The 23,911-nt window shown below is 33.3% G+C and carries 21 protein-coding genes; 6 read left to right on the forward strand and 15 right to left on the reverse strand.

Going from position 1 to position 23,911, the window contains the following annotated elements:
- Position 1: 1 nt before the first annotated feature.
- Positions 2–430, forward strand: coding sequence for a hypothetical protein (locus tag EJ994_RS04410; protein ID WP_126591382.1), 429 nt, complete (start codon positions 2–4; stop codon positions 428–430).
- 289 nt (positions 431–719) lie between these two features.
- Here EJ994_RS04410 and EJ994_RS04415 read toward each other — a convergent pair whose 3' ends face one another.
- Positions 720–1,667: a TerC family protein gene (locus EJ994_RS04415; RefSeq protein ID WP_126591383.1), complete on the reverse strand. Its 948-nt coding sequence runs from the start codon at positions 1,665–1,667 to the stop codon at positions 720–722.
- Positions 1,668–1,766: 99 nt separating this feature from the next.
- Positions 1,767–2,270 carry a YceI family protein gene (locus EJ994_RS04420; protein WP_126591384.1) on the reverse strand — a complete coding sequence of 168 codons (504 nt, stop codon included), beginning with the start codon at positions 2,268–2,270 and terminating at the stop codon, positions 1,767–1,769.
- Positions 2,271–2,409: 139 nt separating this feature from the next.
- On the opposite strand from EJ994_RS04420, the gene EJ994_RS04425 reads away from it, so the two are divergent.
- Positions 2,410–2,763, forward strand: a complete 354-nt coding sequence (locus tag EJ994_RS04425; RefSeq protein WP_126591385.1) for a hypothetical protein — start codon at positions 2,410–2,412, stop codon at positions 2,761–2,763.
- Here the strand turns inward: EJ994_RS04425 and hpf are convergent, their stop codons facing one another.
- Positions 2,764–3,066 (reverse strand): ribosome hibernation-promoting factor, HPF/YfiA family, encoded by a 303-nt coding sequence (gene hpf / locus EJ994_RS04430; protein WP_126591386.1) that lies wholly within the window; start codon positions 3,064–3,066, stop codon positions 2,764–2,766.
- Between the two features lie 194 nt (positions 3,067–3,260).
- Between hpf and EJ994_RS04435 the strand changes: the two genes are divergently transcribed.
- The 3 genes from EJ994_RS04435 to EJ994_RS04445 all read left to right on the forward strand — a co-directional run bounded on the left by EJ994_RS04435 (position 3,261) and on the right by EJ994_RS04445 (position 4,683).
- On the forward strand, positions 3,261–3,587 hold the full coding sequence (locus tag EJ994_RS04435) for a hypothetical protein (protein ID WP_126591387.1): 327 nt from the start codon (positions 3,261–3,263) through the stop codon (positions 3,585–3,587).
- Positions 3,588–3,723: 136 nt separating this feature from the next.
- A complete protein-coding gene (locus tag EJ994_RS04440; protein ID WP_126591388.1) occupies positions 3,724–4,068 on the forward strand; it encodes a hypothetical protein in 345 nt (114 codons plus the stop codon).
- 54 nt (positions 4,069–4,122) lie between these two features.
- On the forward strand, positions 4,123–4,683 hold the full coding sequence (locus EJ994_RS04445) for a DUF4251 domain-containing protein (RefSeq protein WP_126591389.1): 561 nt from the start codon (positions 4,123–4,125) through the stop codon (positions 4,681–4,683).
- A 648-nt stretch (positions 4,684–5,331) separates the two neighbouring features.
- Here EJ994_RS04445 and EJ994_RS04450 read toward each other — a convergent pair.
- The 12 genes from EJ994_RS04450 to EJ994_RS04505 form a co-directional block, all read right to left on the reverse strand.
- Positions 5,332–5,766, reverse strand: coding sequence for a hypothetical protein (locus EJ994_RS04450; protein WP_126591390.1), 435 nt, complete (start codon positions 5,764–5,766; stop codon positions 5,332–5,334).
- Between the two features lie 241 nt (positions 5,767–6,007).
- A complete protein-coding gene (locus EJ994_RS04455; RefSeq protein ID WP_126591391.1) occupies positions 6,008–7,543 on the reverse strand; it encodes a tetratricopeptide repeat protein in 1,536 nt (511 codons plus the stop codon).
- Positions 7,543–8,610, reverse strand: coding sequence for a protein kinase domain-containing protein (locus EJ994_RS04460; RefSeq protein ID WP_126591392.1), 1,068 nt, complete (start codon positions 8,608–8,610; stop codon positions 7,543–7,545). The genes EJ994_RS04455 and EJ994_RS04460 overlap by 1 nt, the downstream gene beginning before the upstream one ends.
- 220 nt (positions 8,611–8,830) lie before the next feature.
- A complete protein-coding gene (locus tag EJ994_RS04465; RefSeq protein WP_126591393.1) occupies positions 8,831–9,970 on the reverse strand; it encodes a trypsin-like serine peptidase in 1,140 nt (379 codons plus the stop codon).
- Positions 9,967–11,295: a hypothetical protein gene (locus EJ994_RS04470; protein ID WP_126591394.1), complete on the reverse strand. Its 1,329-nt coding sequence runs from the start codon at positions 11,293–11,295 to the stop codon at positions 9,967–9,969. The genes EJ994_RS04465 and EJ994_RS04470 overlap by 4 nt, the downstream gene beginning before the upstream one ends.
- 888 nt (positions 11,296–12,183) lie before the next feature.
- Positions 12,184–13,002, reverse strand: coding sequence for a hypothetical protein (locus tag EJ994_RS04475; protein WP_126591395.1), 819 nt, complete (start codon positions 13,000–13,002; stop codon positions 12,184–12,186).
- 297 nt (positions 13,003–13,299) lie between these two features.
- Positions 13,300–15,228, reverse strand: coding sequence for a DUF1998 domain-containing protein (gene drmB / locus EJ994_RS04480; RefSeq protein ID WP_126591396.1), 1,929 nt, complete (start codon positions 15,226–15,228; stop codon positions 13,300–13,302).
- Complete coding sequence (locus EJ994_RS04485; RefSeq protein WP_126591397.1) at positions 15,228–18,839, reverse strand: helicase-related protein; 3,612 nt, start codon at positions 18,837–18,839, stop codon at positions 15,228–15,230. The genes drmB and EJ994_RS04485 overlap by 1 nt, the downstream gene beginning before the upstream one ends.
- Positions 18,832–21,279: a hypothetical protein gene (locus tag EJ994_RS04490; RefSeq protein ID WP_126591398.1), complete on the reverse strand. Its 2,448-nt coding sequence runs from the start codon at positions 21,277–21,279 to the stop codon at positions 18,832–18,834. The genes EJ994_RS04485 and EJ994_RS04490 overlap by 8 nt, the downstream gene beginning before the upstream one ends.
- 378 nt (positions 21,280–21,657) lie before the next feature.
- Positions 21,658–21,924 carry a type II toxin-antitoxin system RelE/ParE family toxin gene (locus EJ994_RS04495; RefSeq protein ID WP_126591399.1) on the reverse strand — a complete coding sequence of 89 codons (267 nt, stop codon included), beginning with the start codon at positions 21,922–21,924 and terminating at the stop codon, positions 21,658–21,660.
- Positions 21,911–22,168 (reverse strand): type II toxin-antitoxin system ParD family antitoxin, encoded by a 258-nt coding sequence (locus EJ994_RS04500; RefSeq protein WP_126591400.1) that lies wholly within the window; start codon positions 22,166–22,168, stop codon positions 21,911–21,913. Before EJ994_RS04500 ends, EJ994_RS04495 begins: the two co-directional genes overlap by 14 nt.
- A 650-nt stretch (positions 22,169–22,818) precedes the next feature.
- A complete protein-coding gene (locus EJ994_RS04505; RefSeq protein WP_126591401.1) occupies positions 22,819–23,400 on the reverse strand; it encodes a fasciclin domain-containing protein in 582 nt (193 codons plus the stop codon).
- 161 nt (positions 23,401–23,561) lie between these two features.
- Between EJ994_RS04505 and EJ994_RS04510 the strand changes: the two genes are divergently transcribed.
- Complete coding sequence (locus EJ994_RS04510) at positions 23,562–23,909, forward strand: DoxX family protein (RefSeq protein ID WP_126591402.1); 348 nt, start codon at positions 23,562–23,564, stop codon at positions 23,907–23,909.
- Positions 23,910–23,911: the final 2 nt, after the last annotated feature.

Raw genomic sequence — 23,911 nt, forward strand, 5'->3', positions numbered from 1 at the left:
AATGAACGATTTTCTTAATTGGGCCAAAGCGCAACTAAAGGTTAACCCTAAACTAATATTAGTATACTGTACGGTATATTTTCTGTGGGGTCTGGGTATGAACTGGTTCGGAACACAAGTTGAGATTGCCCGCTTCACCCATTGGTGGCAGGTCATTACCTGTTATATTCTTTATATGGTACCCATTTCGCTCTTATTGCGAAAACAGCCTTTTCATGTGCAATATGCCTATGGCCTTATCGCGATGTGTTTCTTGGAATTTGGCGGTTACGCGCTAGAAACCTCGTATGCCTATCCGAATAATTTGTTGGACCAACTTTTTGGGGAACGCACCTTTGCATTGGGCATGGCACTATTTTTTGGGCTATATTTTCCTGCTGGGAATTGGGCAGTTGCTAAAATTTACAGGGCTATATTCAGAGACGGTTAGTTTGATACACATTTAGTACATTACTTGAAATAGTCTCAGTTCTAGTGTTTGATTTTTCAACCTTTTCATTATTAAATCAAATGTATCGAGACCTCTTAATAAGTTAATAGGACATCTATATACTTACGAAAGCTAGGTATTACCTCAAAAAAGGTGAAAAACACACTCCAACTACGAAACAGAAGAAGTACTCAAATTAAAATGCACTACCGACAAACATCATACGTCTTATCTTAATTTAGTGCCTAAAAGAAAATTCTAATAATTTCCAACCATCGACCATCAAAAGCTAAACTTCCTTTTCTTTCTCAGGAATCAATAAGGAGGCCAATACGCCCGAAACCAAGGACACGGAAATAACGGTAAGCGAAACCCATTCCGGTAGATGAATAAAGTGGGAGAATAACATCTTCAGTCCCACAAAAGCCAAGATGACCACTAAGCTATAGTTGATAAATCGAAACTTTGCCAGCATGCGCGAGATAAGGAAATACATGGACCGTAGGCCTAGGATGGCCAAAATATTGGAACTGAATACAATGAAAGGGTCGGCCGTAATGGCAAGAATGGCCGGAATACTATCCAGTGCAAAGAGAATATCGGTAAGCTCAATAATGATAAGCGCTACAAATAGGGGAGTGGCGGCACGCACGCCCATCTTTTTCACAAAGAAATCATGACCGTTAATTTGCGATGTAATTGGATAGATTTTTTTCAATTGCTTAAAAACAAAGGAATCCTTGGGATTAAAATCGGTATCGTCACTTTTAAGCATCTTAAAGGCCGTGTAAAGAAGAAATACACCAAAAACATAGATGATCCACTCGAATTTGGTAATTAAGGCCACTCCAAAGAGAATCATTAGCGCTCTGAATATAATGGCCCCTAAAATCCCCCAGAACAACACCCGGTGCTGGTAAAGTGGCGGTATCTTAAAAGCGGAGAAAATGACGGCGATGACAAAGACATTGTCAATACTTAAAGACAGTTCAATAAGGTAACCGGTGATGTATTTTAAGACGGCATCGTTAGGCGTTAGTCCGGTAGGATTTTCCGTTAATCCAGCGGAGAACAGCCAATAGATAACACCACTAAAAGCTAGGGCTACGCTTACCCAAATGGCGGTCCAAATGCCCGCTTCCTTAGATTTGATGACATGGTCGTTCTTATGAAAAACACCAAGGTCTAAGGCTAGGAAAACCACTATACAAGCAATGAAAATAGTCCAAACGAGCATAAAGTAATAATTGAATGCGCGAAGTTAAACATCATTTTTAAAATGGAATAATTATAGCTAAAAAATGTTAAAATGAAGCTATATGGGTGGCTCTGCTTGTTATTCCAGTTCCAAATTGAACTGAACGCGGACCTTGTTAGACTCTCTTCCTTTCTTTAAAATGGTAATGTCAAAATCGGAGGAGAATAGGGTAGTGGTGCCTAACAGTTTTTTTCCGTTTTTGGTAAAACGAATGGTTATAGGTTTTGTGATTCCTTTAAGCGTAAGATTTCCATTGACCAAAAGCGCATCGTTTTCCCTTTTTACGGTAGTGCTTTTAAAGGAAATTTTCGGATGTTCGTCCGCATTAAAATATTTACTTCCCCTTAGCGACCAATCGCGTAAAAAATTACCGGTTTTTATGGTTTCAGAAAGTACGGTTCCTTCTATGACTGAATTTTCCGGCGTATTCCAATCAATGGTAGAAGTAGAAGAGAAACCGTCAATGGTGCCATCTACATCCTTAGCTACAAATGTAAAACTGATGTTGGCATTGGTAATCTGTTGCCCATAAACCTGCTGCTGTATAGTGAATAGGAGAAAGAGAACAATTATATTTTTCATGTGGTAACTATTTGGTTTGATGCCTTAAAATGTCCGATGAAGGGTATTCCATTACCGATATAAACACCGAAACTAGTGCAAATATAGTCGGTGTTTTAAAAAAAAGATTACATTTAGGGAGAGGACATTATCAAGTATTATGAAAAAAACGACCATTTGGGCTAAAAGCCTAGTTGTGTTCGTAGGCGGTATTTTCATGGCTACGGCACAGTCAACAGCGAACAAACCTATTAAAGTGCAGAAGCGCACCTTGATGGACAAGTTTGAACCGGATTTTGTAAAACCTGTGGATGAGCGAATCGCCCTAAAGGAAAAACGTATTGCATCCCAGCAACAGACAAAGAAAATTTTGGATACTCTGGATATTTCGGACCGAAAGCGACGTAGGTTAATGCGAGAATTAAGACGTAGCCCTTTCTCGGAACGTATTCAAAAAACCATCCTTGCAGAAACCGAATTCGAGGACGAAATCGACAATAATCCCAAAAAGTAGCTAGCGCGATTTCATCTTCGCCTTACGCTTCTCTAATTGCCTTTCCAAATCGCTAACGGACTCCGCGATAGATGCCTCAAAACTGGAATGGCTCGCCTCCGCAAAGAGTCTTGGGCCGGGCGCACTTAACCTAATATTACAAATCATACCCGTATCCGGGGAAGAAGTATTTTCCGTTTTAAAGAATACATCTGCACGAACAATAAAATCAAACTTATCCAGCAGCTTTTCGAGCTTAGAGGCTGCCATAATTTCTAGCCTATTACTGGCCTTTACATCGTCATATTCAAAATTGATATTCATACTTCCGTTTGTTTAGGATTAAGGTAGACATTTCCCCTCATATTTTCAATGTTACCAAGGGGTTAATTTTGAGTGCCTGATGATAAATTTTAGTTAAAGATTGATAATGTGATAATTATCATAAAAATAGATGTGAAAAAAATTCGTACTTTATAGAGTGTAAGAAATAGCTTTAATTTAAAATATGGCCGGTTATGGATGCAAAACACTTAAAGACCGAGCTAAAAGATGTGAATTCATCGTTGGTTCGTATACAACGTAGTTATAGTGAATTAGTGAAGTGTAAAGAGAAGATGTCTTCCTATTTATGTGAACCCACAACATCGGGCCTATTTGAGACCAGGGAAAAGTTAAAATTAAAAATGGAGGCTTTGATGGCCGGCCATCTGGATTTGCTACATCAGTTAGAACACAAGAAAGATAGTCTTACCAAGGAATTGGGAGAGATTACGGCGCAGTTACAGGCCGCTAAACAGTTGGAGAAGGGGATAAGTAACTATATGTTGGCAGCACACCCGTAGGAGTGAATATTGGCTGAATCAAATTTTAAGTTAGGGATGAAAAGCCCTTAACTATCGGTAAAAAGATACGGATAAGCCGAAAATAGGGACTTTGACTTTTTTATGCTAATTTCGAGAGAGACACTATTGAAAACACATGAAAAAATTATTCTTTTTAAGCCTATGTGCGGCTTGCATGATGGGTCATGGGCTATATGCACAGACCGAAACATCGGATTCGAACTCCACGAAAAAAAATAAAAGTACTATCACGGAAGAGGACGAAGGTCCCATAATGCTAAAGTTTGAACCCGATTACGTAGCGGAGCAACTAAAACGTAGAAATGCAATTTTGGAGAAACGCCGTATGATCGATACGATGGATATCTCCGAAAAGAAAAAATTACGCCTGATCAAAGAACTGTACAGGGATTTAAATTCCAAACGATTACAGAAGGTACTTTTGGCCGAGACTAAATTTGAGGACGAGCTGGACAAATAAGGTGCATGGAGGCGTAATTAAACATCAAAATGGTCTGTTTTTAAAGAGCTAATTATGAGACAAATAGGGATTTTACTAATGGTTTTGTTGGTAGTGCTAAGTTGTAGTAGTGCTAAAAAAACGACTGTAAGCCCGGTGGAATTGACAGCTTTTAAAACCTATATAGAAAACGGACGTTTTGAGTTCAACGCAACGGCCGCATTTCCACTTCAAACCCAAGCGTTTACTAGTGTAGCAAATTCCGGACTTTTACAGCCGGGGAGTAATTCGGGCCGTATAGACCTTACGGGTAATCCAAGTTATGTTAGGATTATAGGGGACAGCATCTCGGTATATTTACCGTATTTTGGAGAAAGACGCGTATCTGGCGGCTATGGCGCCAATACGGATATTAAATTCGATGGCATTTTAAGTGATTATGAGATAGCCTACGATACAATTAAGAGTATGTATCGTATTACATTTCGTATGGAACAGAATACCGAAGTCTACGATGTACATATGGCTGTTTTTCCTAGTAAGAATGGAAACCTAAGTTTGAACAGTACACAACGCAGTACCATCCGTTACAATGGAATAATTCAGGATATTGAGGATACGGAAACTTCAAAGTGAAAAGAGCTGTAAAGCAGCATACTATTTCAATTTTATGGTAATAGAAGGGATAGGAGAAACACATGCTCCTACAAGGCTTAAAATATTCTATTTGACATAATATAAATTATGATACAGATTGATATATAAGTATTTCAGGTTCAACATCTTATCTGTAAGTCATAATTCTATTATGTAAAATATCCCTCGCGTTTATAGCTTTTATGAGAATTACCAACGGGGTCATCAAGCTGTTTAATTTACGTAGCTTCAAAATTTCTACACAGAAAAAACTTTTTAGAGAATTTCAATTTCGTAGAAACTCCAGCGAGAAACATTCCGTCTGTACTCATAATTAGTCGTTATGTAAAATTGCCGCTCGGCCAACAGCTTATTGCTTTCATAAAATCAAAATGCTCAGGCATTTTATTTTATACGCAATTCCCAGCCGCTTGGCCAGCGCCAAAAAAAGCAAAACCTTTTAGATTCTTTTCAAATATGCGATTTATGAGAAACTGTCTGCCCGTAAATTTTTCAGGGAATTCTCGTCTGCTTGCCGCAACAGCTTAAAATTTCTCTATGAGCAAATTTCTAAGCACTTGCTACCCCTACGTGTCCCTAAAAATCCATTTTTTTAAGTCTATTTGACATAATATAGAGATATATCAGTTATTTGAAATTCTCTATTTGATTATAAATGATATACTCACCTAACTGCTCCATACCTTTTATAAAGACCTTAATTTCCCAATTCGATAGATATGTATGCAGCCCAACATTATTCTCAAAAAATACGAATCCATCAGGTTTTACAAGGGTTTTCGAAGGTATCAAGAATATTAGAGGTTCTTTCTCAGGGATAAAGCCTATCAATGCCACCCAAAGATTTTCATTCGGTTCACCTAACTTTTCTTTTGGAACTTTTGAGCTTTGTTGCGCAATTAAATCCATTGCTTGTAAAAAGATTTCAGATTGCTTTCCGTTCTCACTTTTTACGATAAAATCGACTCCTTCCCTACCATTTTCTTTTGGGCTGATTTCAAGTCCTACTTTCGTCAACTTAGCTTTCAAAGTATTTTCTGCCTGCTTGCGAAATTCTTCCATTCAATAGCGTTTCTTTACTTTTTTTCTTGATAAAAAAAGTAACAAAAAAATCAAGGCTTACAGATAATTTTGGAAACAATGTACGGGTCGGTCGCTAAATTTTAGGATCCATTCTAACGCTTAAGACTGCTTTAAGACAAAACCACCAATATGGCAGTCAACGATTATTGTAACCAGCCCCCTAAAATTCTTAACGCTCCTCTCCCCTATTGTTTTAGCCAAAATTCTCTTAGGCCGGAACCTAAACCTTAGCTTTTAATTCATTAATTTCCCTAATGATTTTTTGGGTAGTAGAGTTTTTCGATGTTTTTTCAACAGCCTTGAGTTTCTCGACTAATTCTGCTTCAACCGTACTACCAGAAAGATATTCTTCCCTTAAATAATTTACAAAAGCTAGATTAGTTAACTCAATATTTTTAATTGATGATGCCTTTTCAATTGCTTGGAAGTATAATTCTCTACCTTTTTCCAAAAAGCCCTTACGGAAGTTTAATATACCTTTTGTAGCAGTAATACAGATTTGATTATTAACATCCGTCTGATCAAATGCTGGGTACTTTTCAAGAAATTGCTCTGCTTCCTCAATTCGATTTCTAAGACATAATGAATAAACTAGGTTATTTATCATTTGAGGGTCCTGAGGATGTGATGTTAAGCCTGCTTTATACAAGTAAGCGGCTTCATCATGGTCATCCATATTATACGCTGCTATTTGGCTTCCAAATAAAATTGCCCCTCTTGAAAAAGGCATATCTAAAAACCAAAGTTTAGCATAGTCTATTGCATCTTGCCATTTACCATTTTCAGAGGAGTTTCTTGCATCGGCCTCAAATGAATTTTCTACATCAAAGTCATCTGGGTTAACTTTTGAAATTTTACCTTCCTTATGTGACATCCATTCGGCTTGTGCTAAAACATTATCGTTAGGTTTTTTTAGAGAATTTTCGAATAACTTTCTACTTTTTTTCCAACTAGATTCATACTCTAAAGTACCTAGACTGCTATTAAGTTCGGCAATATTAAAGGGATGAAAATTATCGGAACTTACCATGTTAAGCCCTTTTTTTGCGAACCTGGACTGTCTTCCTCTTTTCATTGCCAAACTAATCTCAGTTGCCATAACCCATGGGTCAGAATTAGTAATTGGTAATTTTCTAATAATATCATGTGCGTATCCAACATCCCCAACATGGGTAAAAAAACGCGCCATAGACCTCAAGACAAACCTATTCTGTGGACTTAAATGTAAAGCGTTCTTAATTGCCCTTTCAGCTTTTTTATTTTGACCGATGATTGAGTAAAACCTAGCAATTTCAGTCCATAAAATTGAGTTTTTAGGATTAGTTTTCAATTTTGATTTAAGTTCACTAATTTTTTGATAGACAAAATATAAATTAGCCCTTTCTTGAAATGCATCTATTGAATTTGCATCTAAAATTGGTTTTTCTATTATTTTACTCCTATTAAGGATTAAATCAGCTGTGCTTACTAATTCCTGAGTAACAGAATCAGCCTTAGATTTGATAAATTTAGCTGCATCTATCACATTTTCATCTTCTTCTTTATTACACACCACAGCGACACCCATAAGGTCACCAGCCATACCAATCGTTTGATTATCGGCCCAATCATCTATTAAATCGGAAATGTCAGGGTTAAAAGACTTTTCAATCAACAATTTCTTGCTGCCGTTTAGCTCACCTATTTTGGCAGTATTGGAAAAACTACGCCAATTTGGTAATACTAGTCTATTACTTTCCTCAAAGAATATTGCCATTAAATTCCTCTTAGTTTCATTTCTGCCTTACTAGCGATTCTATTAAAAATTTCAACAAAACGTTCCATATTAAAGCTATTTTTACTTTGAACATTTTTAACGTGCCCCCTTTCATTTGGGTCGGGATAACATAGCATTCTAATTGCTGAAACAAGGAGGTCTTTATCTTGAAAATCTCCTAACTCATTTTCCATACTTATTAGAGCGTCATCAAAAGCAACAACCCAATAAGGTAAGGCCTGTTCAAACGACAGCCCCATTATACTTATATTAGGATTAATATTTTTAAACAATAAGGCCGTCATACTTTGACCCGTTATATAGAAAGCAGCCATACTACCTAAAAGATAACAATCTATCGCGAAAACTTTATCCTTCCAATTTGGTAAAACATACATATTAAATACTTCAGGAGGCGCATATCTTACGTCACCCGCAAAATTCCTTTTCGAATGAGGACCGAATACTGTCTCACTTAGGGAGCGGCCTAAATCTCCAATTTTTGAGATGTCTTTATTAAATACAAAAACATTAGAAGGCTTTAAATCTTGATGAGATACTTCTATACCATGTAACTGTTTCACTCCAACAGCAATATTATGCAGAGACCTAAGCTTCCATGCAAAATCAACTTTATCAGAAAAATTTATATGGTTTCTTACATCATCATCTGCTTTTTCAAATATTAAATAGTGAACATTTTTAATAAGAAAACCGTTCATGTTCTCTGAACCAGAATCCAATAACCTTGAAATCTTGTTTAGTCCATTCTGCCCACATTTTTCTAATATCTCTTTCTCATAGTTGAACGTGTTGAGAGTTGTAGCCATAGCTTTGGGCAAATCAACATCTTCATCATTTAAGAATGTTAGGACATTGATAGCTTTTAAAAATCCAATTTGACCATCTTTCTCTGCTAAATAACAAACTGAAAAATGACCGCCAGAGGAACCCGGCTTTGCTTTTACCCGTTCTGTTACTAGCCATCCTGTTTTTAATTTTTTACCCTTTAAGTTATGAACTGCGCTTAACTGGTCTTCCGGTATTATTGATAAATCTAAACTCATTTAATATTACTGGTTAATGGTTGTGTAGTTATTCAAAAAATAAAGATTACAAAAATAGTCAGAAATCACGTTATGGGTAAAGACTTAAGCTATTCTTTTACAAATAGTTACTAACACAAATTTAACTAAGTATTTGAATACCATTCCACACAAATTGCCCGCCCTCCTGTCGTCGGGTCACATAATAAGTATTATTTTAAGTCTTAAGTGAAGAAACTAATTACAATAAATCATTTTTTTTGAGAAGTTCTTTTAGAGTTGGAATACTTGATATTTTTAATACATATTCCCCTGAACAACCAAAGTCAATACAGTCTTTAGGCATTATGCAATTATCAATTTTGTTCACCTTTTGTTTTGACTGTCCTTTAACCACCATTCCAACAACATTATTTTCGGTGTTAAATACCGGAGAACCAGAATTACCAACATGAACATTTAAATTGGTATTGATAATATCTTCGCTCCAACTTTTGAATATCTGCCCATCTGGGCTATATTTTAAAGGAAGACCTTCCGACGCTCCAATTGCATATAACCTTTCATTTTCAAGATAATCTTCATTCAAATCTATTCTTAGTATTCTTTTCTCTGGTATTTTTTTCAAAACCCTAAGAATCGTATAATCCATCATTGTGATAGAATCAAAAACATGGTCTACTGGATAGTCTACAATAAACCGTTGTTCAATTGGAATTTTTTGCACCACTTCATCACGGACACTCATATACATATCAAATACGAACTCATAGTCATAACAGTTTTTATCATTTACTTCATGACCTACAGTTAAAATATGATATGGAGAAATAGCAAAAGCCGTACAATTTGCTATTCGAAATTGGTCAATAAAACGGTAAGAAGCACAACCTTTATAATCTTGACCATTAAGTCGAAAAACCAACTCTCTATATTGCTTACTAGTATAAAACCCATTATCATTTATACTAGATTTCTTCATAACCATGGCGACCCCAGAGAAGTTTTCCTTAACTTCTTTTTTGCCTACTAAAAAATAATCTTGACGATTGTCAACCTCTTTTGGTAACATTTCTAGTAATTGACTTGATGTAAAATCATTGAGGTCAACTTGGTTTAAACTCACAGGAAATTCAATGCGGTCCTCACTCATATTTATGATATTTCCCGCTCTATTTTCATAATCAACATTTGTAAAAGCAACTGCATTCCTTTCTTGTAGTTCAAATAAGACTTGTTGTCTAAAAACGACATCTGACTTTGCCATTTTTTTCAAATTCTCTATTGACTTTATATTTTTTGAAGCTTTACATTGATAGATGCTTAATGAACTACCTATGAAGACGATTATAAACAATACGTACCAAATCCATTTTCTCATTTTTTGGTATTTTTAAAGTTATAGGTAACACCAAAAAAGAGACCCCATTCATTTTGCTTTGTTGTGGGTACTGCTTCTACAGCAATTGGTACAAAAAGTTCATTGCCACTTTTGGTCACAGAACCAGACAATTTATCTATTCTAGATATAGCTGCTCCAATATTAAGACCTAGTTCCCTCTTTTTCCCAATTAATATTCCACCACCAAGAAGATATCTGGTTTTACCGTCCAATGGAGATAAAGCTAAGCCCATATTTAAGGCTATATCTGTATGAGAAGAAAATTTCCACCCAATATGCGCTAGGGCTCCCACCGCGATATCAAAATCTGGAGATTTTTCCGGTAATACTGCTTTTGTGGTTTCGTCGCGTTCAGTAAGATAATACGATTTTTCAACGATATCATTATAAAAGAATCCTGTTGAAAACCGTAAGCGTATTCCTCCTCCCTCAGTATAGATATCTATTGTTTCTTTTAAAAGTGTATCTTTTGAAAAGGCGTCTAACATAACAACTTCCGCCTCAAGTAAATCTTTTCTACTATAATATACTTTTTCAAAAATTTTGTTAGGCTTTGCATCCTCTGCGTTTTTAATAAACTTAAGATAATCTTCATATTTTTTGATTTTAATCTGATTTTCTAAAGCCACAAGGTTGGCGTGTAGTTGAATGAACTTTTCACTAATAGCATCGGTCGCAGTAAATCTAAAATTCATTCGAGATTCCATGAATTGTCTAGTAGAAGAGATATTTTGGATTCCTTGGATTAAATAATTATAAACTTCTTTGTAAGCGTTTTTGCTCTTTGGAGAGTTTTTGATTTTTTCGGTTTTAGGTTTAAGGATAAGCTCCTCTAAATCAGACAGACATGTTGATGCAAGCATTTTAGTTTGGCTTACATCCACCCCTTTTACACGTATTGCCTTATTCAATGCCTTAGCTTTTTCTTCTAAAATTTTCAGGTCATCAAGAATTTGAGTTGCTGCATTATACAGTTTTTCGTGGTCGGTGTATACTGTGTTCTCTACATCACCGGTCGTGCTTTTGTATAAAGACATGGCGGCATCAACATCAAGCAAAATTGGTTTTAAAACCTCAGGTATTGGGGAAACCAATTCCTTATCTTTTGCTGTTACAGAAAATTTCATTGTTGCGGTATTAATACCGTCTATTTTAATCTTATAAGGAATTCCTTTTCTTATTATCTTATTCGGCTTTTCAATACGGTGTTCCTTTGAATTGTAAGAAAGCTTGATATCTTCTTGACTAAATGTTAAGGATGGAATTAAAAGTAACGAAGCATAGAGAAAAAAGATTTTTTTCATTTTGTAAACTTTTAGTTGGTTTTCAATCAGATAAAGATTTATATTTTGAACATATTGTGAAATACCCAATCATAGGTATTTATCCAAAGTTCTTAGGGGAAGTAAATTGCAGGTAATTCGACATTTGAGGAATCTAAATATATAAAAAATTAACAAGAATCCAATTACGGTTTTCCGCAACTAATTTGTATTTGTAGTAAAATACCATTCCACACACATTGCCTTCCCTCCTACCGTCGGTCAGTTAATAAGTGTTCCATTACCTTTTCAGAGAAAGCTTTTAGAAGAAAAATTTAAAGAAGATGCACTACCAAGTACTTTGCTTTACCCAAGCAAAGTTACATAACGCGGAACATTATGATACAGATTGATATATAAGTATTTCAGGTTCAAACTCTTAGCTGTAGGTCATAATTCTATTATGTAAAATATCCCTTGCATTTATAGCTTTTATGAGAATTACCAACTGGGTCATCAGCCTTTTTAATTTACGCGACAAGAAAATTTTCCACACAGAAGAAAATTTATTTCAAACTTCGAAATTCGTCAGCCCAGACGACAAACCTTTCGTCTGTACTCATAATTTGCCGTTATGTAAAATAGCCGCTGCCAAACGCTCGATTGCTTTGTATAAATAAAATGCTCAGGCATTTTTTTCTACACACAATTTCCAGCCGCTTGCCAACGCCATTTAAAAGCTAGCCTTTTAGGTTTATTTAAAATTAGTGTATTAAAGGAAATGTGTGCAAGATTTTTTTCTACGAGATTCTCGTCAACTTGCCGCAACAGCTAAAATTTTCTCTGCGAGCAAAATTCTTAGCCCTTGCTAACCTCTCGTCTTGATTGAATCTTTTCTTTAGGCACTTCTAACATTATGTCAAATTGAAATTAAGTGATTAGATAGTCCTTAATCCTATCATCATTTAAAATATAATTTCTCCATTTATTGTCAAACGTTAGATACTTATCACCTTGGGATACGTACATTATATTAAACCAATCTACAATATCGTTTCCCTTAACCTTCATGTCTTTCGTAGTCTCTAATTTTTTGAAATAAATTTCGGTAACAATCATAAATAATTCAATTGCAGACCAATCGAATTTGTTCCAATTTATTTTATAATTAGTTTGCTTAGTATAGTTATTCAGAAAGGAAATGACCATTTGTTTATTTACTTCTGAAGGGTCAATTTCTAGATGTTTCTTTTTTCCTATTCCCTTATTTATATTTTTTCTTAATTCTTGTAAATCTTGATTGGCAATAGCTGCTAAGCTCTGAGAATGTCCTCGTTGTTTTTGACATTCTTCAATTACTTTTTGCTTTGTTTCATTATCTATAGTGCTACCTTCCTTTATCTCCCGATTCATTAAATCCCCAAAAGCACTTAACATTTGCACTAAGTCTTTAGAATCTTGTGGAGTATAATCTTCAAATTGGTTCTGTAATATGTAGTCAAAAGGGTTTTCGGGTATTATCGGACCGCAGTTTTTATAAATCATCTTTATGGTATCCTGATAAAATTTAGGCTCTTCAACCATCGCCTGTGATGCGGACAACTCGACTAGAGAAAACGAAGTTGGAATTAAATCAAAACCATCAGGCTTTTCATAATTGCCTGTACTCATCTCGTACCATACATTAGTATCACAAATTATATATGGTTTTTGTTTTTTGTAAACTATCTTCAATTTAGTTTTGGCCATGATGAGAACTTAGTTTTAAATAACTCTCTTTTCTTTTTTTCTTGATAAAAAAAGAAACAAAAAAATCAAGGCTTACAGATAATTTTGGAAACAATGTACGGCTCAGTCGCTATATTCTAGAAAGCATTCCAACCATTAAGACCTCTTTGAACTGCTTGAAACATTATACTGGTCAACAAACCGTATTGCGAGCCCTCTAGAATATGACCGCTCCCCTCTCCTATTGTTTTACCAAAATTCTCTTAGGCCGTTTTGCCAACACTCCATTCGTGTAAACGGACTTGGCATTTATTTTGTTTATAATTCTTTAAAATACCCATAATCCTTGTCAATTAATATCCTTCTATCTAAATAACAATTGAACATTTCACAAGATGTCTCGGGCAGCAAAGCACAACTGAAACAAGCAGAAAGATTTAAATTGCTTACACCTTGTCCATTAGTGTGGTAACAAATTGGGTCAGTTGCGCAGTCTTTAGCTCTTATGATGGCCGATTCAATTAGCTTACCGATTTTATCGTCATCACATATTGAAGTAAGACCTCCATAGCTTCCTTCTGAACCAGCAATTGTATAAATTAGTAAGCCATTCATTTTTAATTCATCATCAAGATATAACCTTTCTTTAATGGAAGTTGCTGGATAACCACACAAATATTCTAACTCCTTGATTATGAGATGAGAAAATGTATGTAACAAAATGTATTTAGCAGTAATATCTAGAGTTTCATTAAAATTTGAATCTAAATTATTATGATTAGTTACTATTATAGAGATTCGTTCTTTTATTAAATGATTGGATTGCATCCAACTAATTAATTTTTCATCTTCAAAATCAAAAAATATTCCTTCCCCGTAACTCTCAATTGCAGGTAAATATTTTACACTTAGACCTTTTTTAGAAGTGAATTTTTTTAGTATTACCTCTTTATTACTTTCATCAATTTCATCATCTTTTAAAAATGAATCCGTTGAAATAGGCTCTTGCCTTGTATAAGATGTTTGTACTGAGGTAATTTTAATTTTATCCATTCTGTAAATGGATTTTATTAGTTTGTTTTGAAAAAAAGTTGCGTCAATTTTCTCAAAAACTAGTTCATCCTTCCTATCCGAACTGTCGTTATCTATAATAAATCTATATTCATCATATCTGTATTGATTTTCTGTTTGGGATATTATGAAGTCTTTTACATTAAAGTTATTATCAATGAGATTTTGAATAATATTTGAGTCAATCTCTATGTTTTTATATCTTTTTAAACTTTTAGCGATTTGTTTAGCATTTCCGCCATCTTCAAATTCATCTTTAATTAATTCAATTGTAAACTCATTTAATTCATCATTTGCTGGAATATAAATACTGGACAATATATTTGGGTAATAGACACTATTACTTGACCGAATTACCGGCTTAAATAGTATGTCACTTTCATTAGTATTAGGAAATAGTTCTTGGATTTTGATTCTTAAATTAAACAATCCAGAAAGTGTTGTGAAATTTAATTTTTCACCTTGCTTGTTTTTAGCAATAATAAAAATACCTTTTAAATCATCTAATTTATCGGACGTATTATATTCTAAATTTAAATCCTCGGGTACTACTATATTGGATAAAGTTAAAGTTTCTTCAATATTTTCATCTTCAGAATTAGTACTCTTCTCACGCTTTTTTTCCTTCTTTAACATGGCCCATTTATCCCAAGGAATATCAGTTACATCTCCATTCGGTGCTGTCAAAATAAAACGAACTTGCTCCAAATCAAAAAACTTCCGCTTTTTATCTCTGTTTTTTACATAGCAGCTATAACATTTAGGTGGATAAAAACTATCTCTATGATAAGTTTCTACATTGTTCTGCCAATTTATTAACCAATTACTGATTTTATCAAATTTTTGACAGTGATTACAATAAAACCATTCAGGAAAATACTTAGCGGAAAGTACTTTGTGTTCATTGCCTCTTGGTAACCTGTAGCCTAGTTCTAAATCATTTACAGGAATTCTAATTAGGTTTTCTAATTCTTGAAAATACTTACTTATCCTATTCTTAAACCTTTTGTCTTTAATTAAGTTATGTTCTTCAAATTCTTCATTTACAAATTGAAAAAAAGGCCATTCATCAAAAGGTTTAATTAGAATGGAACCATCTCTTGTCTCAATAATAGAGCCAACTCCCCCATATGAACTAATCGCTTTTCTTGTCTGTATTTGTTCAAATTGCCCCATTATTTATTTGTAATTTTTATTATACTATTTGTATCAATTTCTCGCATTGACATCATTAAACTCCATTCATCTAAATCAGATATTTTTTTAATCAATATTTTATAAGTCAATTCCCCTTCTTTATTATTCCATTTCTCAGCTAAACTTTCTAATTTATTCAACGCGTAATCAAGTTGTTTTCTGTTTTTTATTCTGTTAGAAATAAACTCCTTTAATTCTTGATAATTTCCATCGAAATCTTTTGCTTGTTTATCTTCTGATAAACCTAATTTATGTCTAACAAAACATACTAATAAACTAGCCAAAACCTTGTCCAATGAAATTTCTGTAAAAGGTGTAACACTTAATGGTTCAACATATTTATAATAGGCTGTATTGAAGGGGACATAATTCTCAAAATATGATTTATCTCTTGACCTATTAGCATCTAATAAATTGATTACAATTCCTTGTTCCTTTCTCCCTACACGACTTGAAGCTTGAATATATTCTGCAACATTTTTAGGTTGCCCATTCATTAACATTACATTTAATCTTTCTATATCAATGCCTACAGAAAACATATTAGAAGCCAATACTAAATCAACTGTATTTTTAACAAACCTCCAGCCATTATCACTTGTTATAACATCAAAAGGCTGCTCTAATTCATTAAGAAGATTTTTTATAGAGTTACTTTCTACCCTACTAGTTAATTCTTTAGTTCTCGATGAAAGTCCAAAATAATTAAAACCATAAGCCTGCTTATTTAGATTATATCTGGTATGCAACAATTTTATAAAATCTGTAATTTCTGCAGGTACCTTATTGTAGATTTTACCAACATCACGAAGACTGTTGTAAAACGAGACTATTGTCCAAAAGTTATTTTCGTATTTTTTTATTTCTTCAGCATTTAAATTCTCTTTTTCTTTAAAATATTTAAAAAGCTCAATACGAGCTAAAAGTAAATTTCCTAGAATTCTAATTTGAGAATTCAATGCTGTTTTGCCCGTTGGCATAAAACCAATGTGCTTTCTCTTACTGTTTTCAGAAACAAAAGAAAAGAAATTGTCATTATATGCGGCTCCCATTGGAGGGAAAACATTTAACTTTCTATTTCCATAGAGCATTGCAACTTGATGCTTAGTATTTCTTGTGGTTGCTGTAGAAGCAATTATTTTTGGTTTTCGGCTTCCTTTTGTGGATAACAATTCAACAATAGACTCATAAAGTCCTGTAATAGAACCTAAGGGGCCACTTAATAAATGTAATTCATCTTGAATAATTAAATCTGGTGGTAGTTTAGGATTATTTATTGGTAGTGAATTAAATAATCTATGTCCTTCTTTTCTATGAGAAAGCATTGCAAATTTGTCCACAGTTGCAAAAAGTAAAGTTGGGGGTGTAGTATATATTTTATCATCTACAAAATAGATTGGTAATTCATCACTAAACGAACAATTTTCATTAATACATTTTGTCAAAAAACTAGAAGTACTTGCACTATATCCTTGTTGATAATACCCTAATTTGTTTTGCGAAACTAAATTACAACCACACCATGAACAATTGGTTATTGGAAATGAATTTACTTTTTTATAGTCACCAATTTTACCACTATTCAATTTTGTTATTTCATCTAGGATTTTTTTGTGGATAGATTTAGCATCCTTAAAGTAGTTCGGAGTTGTTGAAGCACCAACCCACATACCTATTGAAATTTTTGAGGTTCCAAAAAAGTAATTATGACCTTCATCAAATTGACGCCTTAAAAAGTCTAATGAAAGTATGAGTTTAGTTGCTCTGTCAAATTGTTGTGCAGTTAAGAGACGTAAAGTATATCGCATAATCACAGAGACCCCATCAGCATTTGATTTATGTGAAATCCTTCTACTTATAATGGAAAATGCAGTTAATGCTAGATAAGCTTCCGTTTTACCTCCCCCAGTAGGGAACCAAAGTAAATCTACAATGTCATTCCTGTCATTTGATTTTTCATTGATTATTGATTCTATATTTAGCAGAAAAAAGGCTAACTGAAATGGTCGATATTGAGGGTTAAAAGTTGTGTTTTCTTTAAAAAAATCTAAACTGTTGTAATTTATATTACTATTAAGTTCATTCAACTCAATTCCTTTTGTGCCAAATTCATTTTTATTTGAAATAAGCATTTGAATAAACATAGAAGTATTTGCCAACTGAAAAGACTTGAATGCGACCTCATTATTTGCAAGAAAATCTATATTTTTTATAAGCCTATTATAAGTGGATTTTTGATTATTAATAATTTCATCTAAAGATTCTTTGTAGCTCTCCTCTGCCCTAGTTGGTTCTTGTGTGGTTTTTATCCAATCCTGATATTGATTTGCAAAAAGTTTTAATTTTTCAATAATAATGTCTTTTTTTAAGTCCGTCCAAATAGACAGCTTCCTTAAAGATGTTATACTTTTTAGCTCTTCCGGAAAATTATTTCTGAAACTATTGCTATAGTTTTTAATCTCAACTTCAGGTAAAAAAGTTGTTTTTAATTCCGTTGGTTTTTTCGGATTATCCCAAGTAACTGCACAGCCGTGTCCAATGGCGTATGAGTGCTCTTCTCTATATTGAAAATTGATTAAGTTGAGTTCTTCATCAAATGGGTTAGTTTCGGATAATTGCTTGTACGGTTTAAAAGAAGTGCCACTTACAACAACTTCACCTTGAAAAATAGCTTTTGCATTAAGTTGTTCATTACCAAGAGAAAATTTCTTTTTTGAATGCTCCTCTCTATTAGCCATTAAAATTTTTATAAATCTACCATAGTCAGTTTCATATACTTTCTTATAATAACAGGTTAGAATTCTTTTATTCTCGGCATCTTCTTCTAAAGCATATTCCTTAGATTCATCAACATTAGCTTCATTTAAATTTAGAGTTAATTCAATTGGCTTTTGTCTTACTCTTTTCCATAATCGTTGCCCTAATAATAAATCAGCAGCATAATAGGCTTTTGTGTTTCTTAAGGCAACGTTATTTTCATCTTCGAAATACTTTCTTAAATTATAAACGGTAACTGCATTAAATAAGGGACTTTTTGGATTTAAAACCATCGAGCCATTTTCAAACAATAGCAAATCGCTTAAAGGATAATAGTTATGTTTAGTGAATATCTCAAAATCATTTAAACTGATTTCTACTTCTGCCTCTTGCTTCTTTATTTGTTTATATTTTGCAAAATTGAAAGTAACATTTACAGACTTAGTTTCCTTAGGTACACAAAATGTCAAACCGAAATTTGTGGGGAAATATTGATTAGCTTCAGAATATTCCTTTTCGGCTTCAATACTAGATTTTTTAATAACGTCTTCCTCCTTAACTTCACTATTATCAATTTCAGGTGCTGAATCATCTACATCATCAAGTTTATCATCCTCAATTTCTGCATTCGTATCATTTTCTTGTTTTTCGCCAATAGTTTTTTCTTCCTCTCTTTCTGGAAATAAAATACCTGAAAAGTATCTACTTAATGGATAGTTGGAAATTATTTCTTCCTCAGAATTAGAAACAAATACATCAGAGCCCGGCCCTATAAGGTTGTTTTTAATTGTATCTCTAAAAATTAGTCTTGGCTCATTAATATATTTACTCATCTTCAACTATTGTCTTTTTAACTACTGTTTTTTCGTGAATTGTTTCTATTAATTTATTTAAAACATCACTCGATATTTTTTTTAGAGAGTCGCTTATTTCTGTTTTATTAGATGCGATATAATCTAAAAGGTCATTGCCTAAAATCTTTCCTGCCTGCTGTCTAATTGAATGGTCTTTTTTAGAGTAAAGAATAAATTTTTCAAATTGTTTAACAATGAGTTCATCCAAAAAACTCTGTTGTTCACAAAAAGACCTAATTACTTCTAATGTTTTAATTCTTGGAAATCTAGTTTGTGAATTGTCACTAAAATATTGCCTGAACGTGCTAAAATTTATTTTATAATTTTCATCGAATAATTTTTCATACAATACTTCGCAACTTCCATATTTTATAGATAATTTTTTTAGTGTGGACTTCCAGCTATCAGAATATAAATCAAATGATTTCAACAAATTTTCAGAATCAAAAATTTTTAAAATTCGATTAAACTCTTTTGGACTAGTGTTTTGATAAAATCGAATAGTTGAACCATCGTATACCTCACCTATACAAGTTTTTATTAGTTCTTTTTTTTGAACTAAAAAAACACCTTTTGTTGAATCAAAACTATCGAACGAGCCATCATCAAATTCTACTTCATAGATGACTTTTTCCTTTGGCAAATCAATACTATCGTTAGGGTTATTTTTGAAGTCATTACTATCTAAATCAAACTTAAAAATATCATCTAACTCTCTTTTCTTAACTTCATTAACAGATGTGAAATCAGTATTCACGAATTTTAATCTGTCTTTATGCATTAGTCTGTGGTTTTCCTCTAGATTATAGTGGGCAACCAAATTTTCATAGGATATTTGGTCAATATTCTCATAACATAAAACTTCACATTTACCTCTTACGGCTTTTAGCTTGTCAAACAATTCATTGTTATTTAAATATGGGACGACAATTTTCTTCTTTTTTGAGTTTTCGAGGCTATTTAACCATTTATCTAAGTATTCCTTTTCACTATCTATTCTTTTGTCACTAATTAGTTTGATACTTCTAATTCGTTCTCTTTTTAATTGATTGTTTATAGCATCATAGTTTTTCTTTTCAATAAGTAAAAACAAAACCCGTTCATTTTTCGATAGTTGTTTTATATAGTCCCATTTCATATTATTACTTTCTATGACCTGAGATATTTCTTTAAATTTCTCTAAAACTTTAAGTTTACATTTCCCTATTGTTCTCGAATCATAAATATCCTTATTATAAAATAAGCTGTTTAGTTCTTCTTCAAATTTTTCACTTTTAAAAAAGCTATTGAGTCTATCAATATATTCTTGAAATACACCTTTTGATATATTTGAATTAACCAATAGCATTCTGAAATAGAAGTTTGTAAACTTTAGCAGGAAAGAAAGATTTACTTCGATATCAGTTTTAATTGTATCTATTTCATTTTTAAGCTCAATAAGTTTTGAATAAAGTGCTTCGTTTTTGATAATTACTTTTTCCGGTAAATTAGGGACTTCCTCATTTGCTAATTTCACTTCATAGTTTGACCATAACCATTCTGTAAATGGATTTGGCGTAATTGGTATTTCTGTACCGATTAATATTATGTTTTTCACTTTACCCTGATATTTGGCTTCGTGTAAAATTGAATCAAAATTTTGTAGATATTTTGAATCACCAATCACTATTATTTCATCAAAATTCTGATTTGAATTGAATAAGTAATTTTGGGCAGTTTCAAATGTGTTACAACACTCTACCAAATAGTTAAAAAACGGTAAATCATTCCTGATTTTACCATTTTTATTGGTATATCTTATTGGTAAGTGTTTACTTTCTTTAAAAAACTTTTTATCAGCAATAACCAAAGTTCTGTTCTTAAAATCAGTAATAAAGGGAAAGTTTTTTCCAAAATTTTCTATTAAAAAGTTAGAATAGTCTTCTATGTTGTTAGCAGTATTTTTTCCGTTAGATAAATTCGGATTGATTTTAGTATAATTTCGACCCTTTAAGTTGAAGCTTTTTATATGTTCGTTTTTCCCAGGAAATTTTAAATTTATTTTTGTGCTGTTATCATTTACACTTTTAATTTCACATACCCTTTTCTTGTTCTGAAATTTACAATATATTAAATCTTCTTTCTCTAATTTGGGCGTTCTTTTTTCGTAGCTAAAGTAGTTCTGAAATAGTTTAATCAGAACAAGAGAATTAAAGACAGAACTAAAAAGATTATCTCTGTAACCATCCTTTGGAATATTTATAAAGAAATCATTTTTCTTTTTATCATCAAGAATGTACCTATTTATTAAATAAAAATTAGCAAAATCAAAGGTTGTGTAGTCAATAAACTTATCGCTATCAATTTTAAATTCTTCATATAAATATTCATCAATTTCTTTAGAAATCAGACTTAAATAATTCTCTATATGCTCTATCATCAAACGAGTGCGGTAATTCCTTTTTTTAGTTGAATGGTCTAAATCAAATATAAAAAAAATTAACAAGTAATTTTTTACGGAATTCCGTATTTAATTGAATATCAAGAGAGAATAATCCCATTCCACACACATTGCCTTCCCTCCTGCTGTCGGTCAGTTAATAAGTGTTCCATTACCTTTTTAAAGAAGTTTTTAGAAAGAAAAAAATCAATTAAGATTCTAGATACTTTCGCTTTTAACCAAAGCTCAAGTTACATAACGCAAGACATTATGTTTCAAAAGAGAAACATAATCCGACATTACGTCAAATAGCGATAAGTTATACCTAATTTAAGGGAATTCCTAGCGATCTATAAGGTTTCGCCCATAGTCTATGCGCTAACTTAGAACTCTAAGAATAAAAATTCCGCTTGCCGTATGCAGATAAAAGATGGTGTGCGCTTTGGAAGAAAATCTTTTTAAATAAGCAATAAATTCGGAGGCATCACGACCCAAGTCTACATTGTCTGCAAGTATTTCAAATGCTTCATCATGCATACCATAAAAATACTTCTGCGCTTGGGATAGCCCAAATTTGGATATGCCAAACTCATACATTTCAGCCAAATCAATTTCGGCTTTACTGGAGAGTTTATAAACGGCCATCTTCGCGCATCCGTGTTTCTACTTCTTTCATGATTTCCGGTAACGATTTTGTGCTAACACCGCTTTCAAGACCTTCAATGAGTTTGGCTTTTAGCGATAGAAATTTAGCATTGTTAGCTTGGTCTTGCCTCACAAGATTTCGCAAATATTCACTATCGTTAGTATATTCCCCAGCTTCAATTTGCGCTTTTATCCATTTATCTTGCTGTTCGGTAAAGGTTACCGTTTTGCGAACTGTTGCCATAATGTACGTGTTTAAATCGTCATACTATTGGTGTAATATAGCGAATATTTAACTATATTCCAAAGAAATGAACCTACACTCAGGAATCCCATTCCACACACATTACACTCCCCTCCTATCCTCCTTCGTAGAAAAGCTTCGGCGGACAGGCTCGTGGGCTCTTATATTAAGTGTTTATTCATTACTTGTTTATTTTTATTTAAGGGTATTAATGAACCTCGGGAAGAAGCAATTTTGCTCATTTCAAAATATGGTCCTCGGTTTCATTACCTTTTAAGAAGAAACTTTTTGGAAGACGATATAATTTTTAAAGATTAATAATCATTAAAAATTTGTACGAGATATAGTGGTGACAAAAGAAAGTGTAGTACCAAATACGTCAGCGCGCCCACCCTTGTTTCAAAAACGAAACACAATTTGACGTGGCACGGGTATGGAGTTTATCGAAGTATCAAATAAGAAAAAATCAGTAAGTAATTTAAGTGCATTTCTGGACTAGGTTTAGGTTTTACATGTATTGAACAACTATTTTTAAAGATTTGATAGTTATTAAATAGCCTATCACCACTTCCCACTATGAAGTTAATTCATAAAAAAAAGCCATTGCAGAATTGCAATGGCCTTAATCTTCTTTCTCATAATTTATTATACTACGGCATCACCACAGTGTCCAAAGCATGGATAACACCGTTAGATGCTGCTACGTCCGCGATAACCACGGTAGATGTACCTCCTTTGGCATCAGTCAACATTACATTACCATCCTGTAGACTTAAGGTAATGGTTCCACCTTGAACGGTTTCTACCGTAAAGGCACCATTATTACCGTTGATAGCCTCGATTACTGCGGCAGCTTCATACTTACCTGAAACTACATGGTATGTTAATATCCCCGTTAAAGCTTCTTTATTTTCCGGCTTCAATAAGTTCTCAACCGTCCCTTCGGGTAATTTGGCAAAGGCTTCGTTGGTAGGAGCGAATACGGTAAAAGGACCAGTGCCACTTAAGGTTTCTACAAGACCAGCAGCTTTTACGGCGGCTACCAATGTCGTAAAGGAATCGTTACCTGCGGCAACTCCAACAATATTAGGCGTAGTTTCTTCCTTTATTTCGGCCTTGACCTCCATAACCTCTTCCTTAGCTTCCGCCTCCATTTCCTTTTTCTTTTCTCCGCAAGACACAAACAATGTTGCGGTAAGAGCTAGTGTACTTAGAACTTTCAATGTTTTCATATTACTTTTTGATATTTTGATTTCTTCAAAGATACAAGCTATTTTATATTGTTTAATTTATTTAACATAAGATTAAACAAAAATGAATATTGTTTGTGATCAAATGCGTACTTTGGTATCCTATTGAAAAAGTATTGTCCGTATTATAAAATGAAGTGGATATGAATATCGTTTTTTACCTTACACTTTTCTCGGCCTTTTCCTTTCTTGCTTTCGGAATTGCCTGTTTTACCACGGCCCAGATGAAGAGGGAGTTTTTCCGTTACGGACTAGCGTCTTACCGTAAAACAGTGGGCATTTTACAGGTCTTGGGCGGTTTAGGTCTGCTTATGGGGTTGTTTTATTCCATAATCTTACAAATGGCTGCCGCCGCTGGATTAGCAGTGCTAATGCTCTTGGGTTTTATGGTCCGATTAAAGATCAAGGATAACGTACTACAGGCTGCACCATCATTAATTTACGCAATAATCAATGCCTACATCCTTTATCGTTTACTATCTATAATGTAAGT

Source organism: Maribacter sp. MJ134 (assembly GCF_003970695.1).
Taxonomy (GTDB): Bacteria; Bacteroidota; Bacteroidia; order Flavobacteriales; family Flavobacteriaceae; genus Maribacter.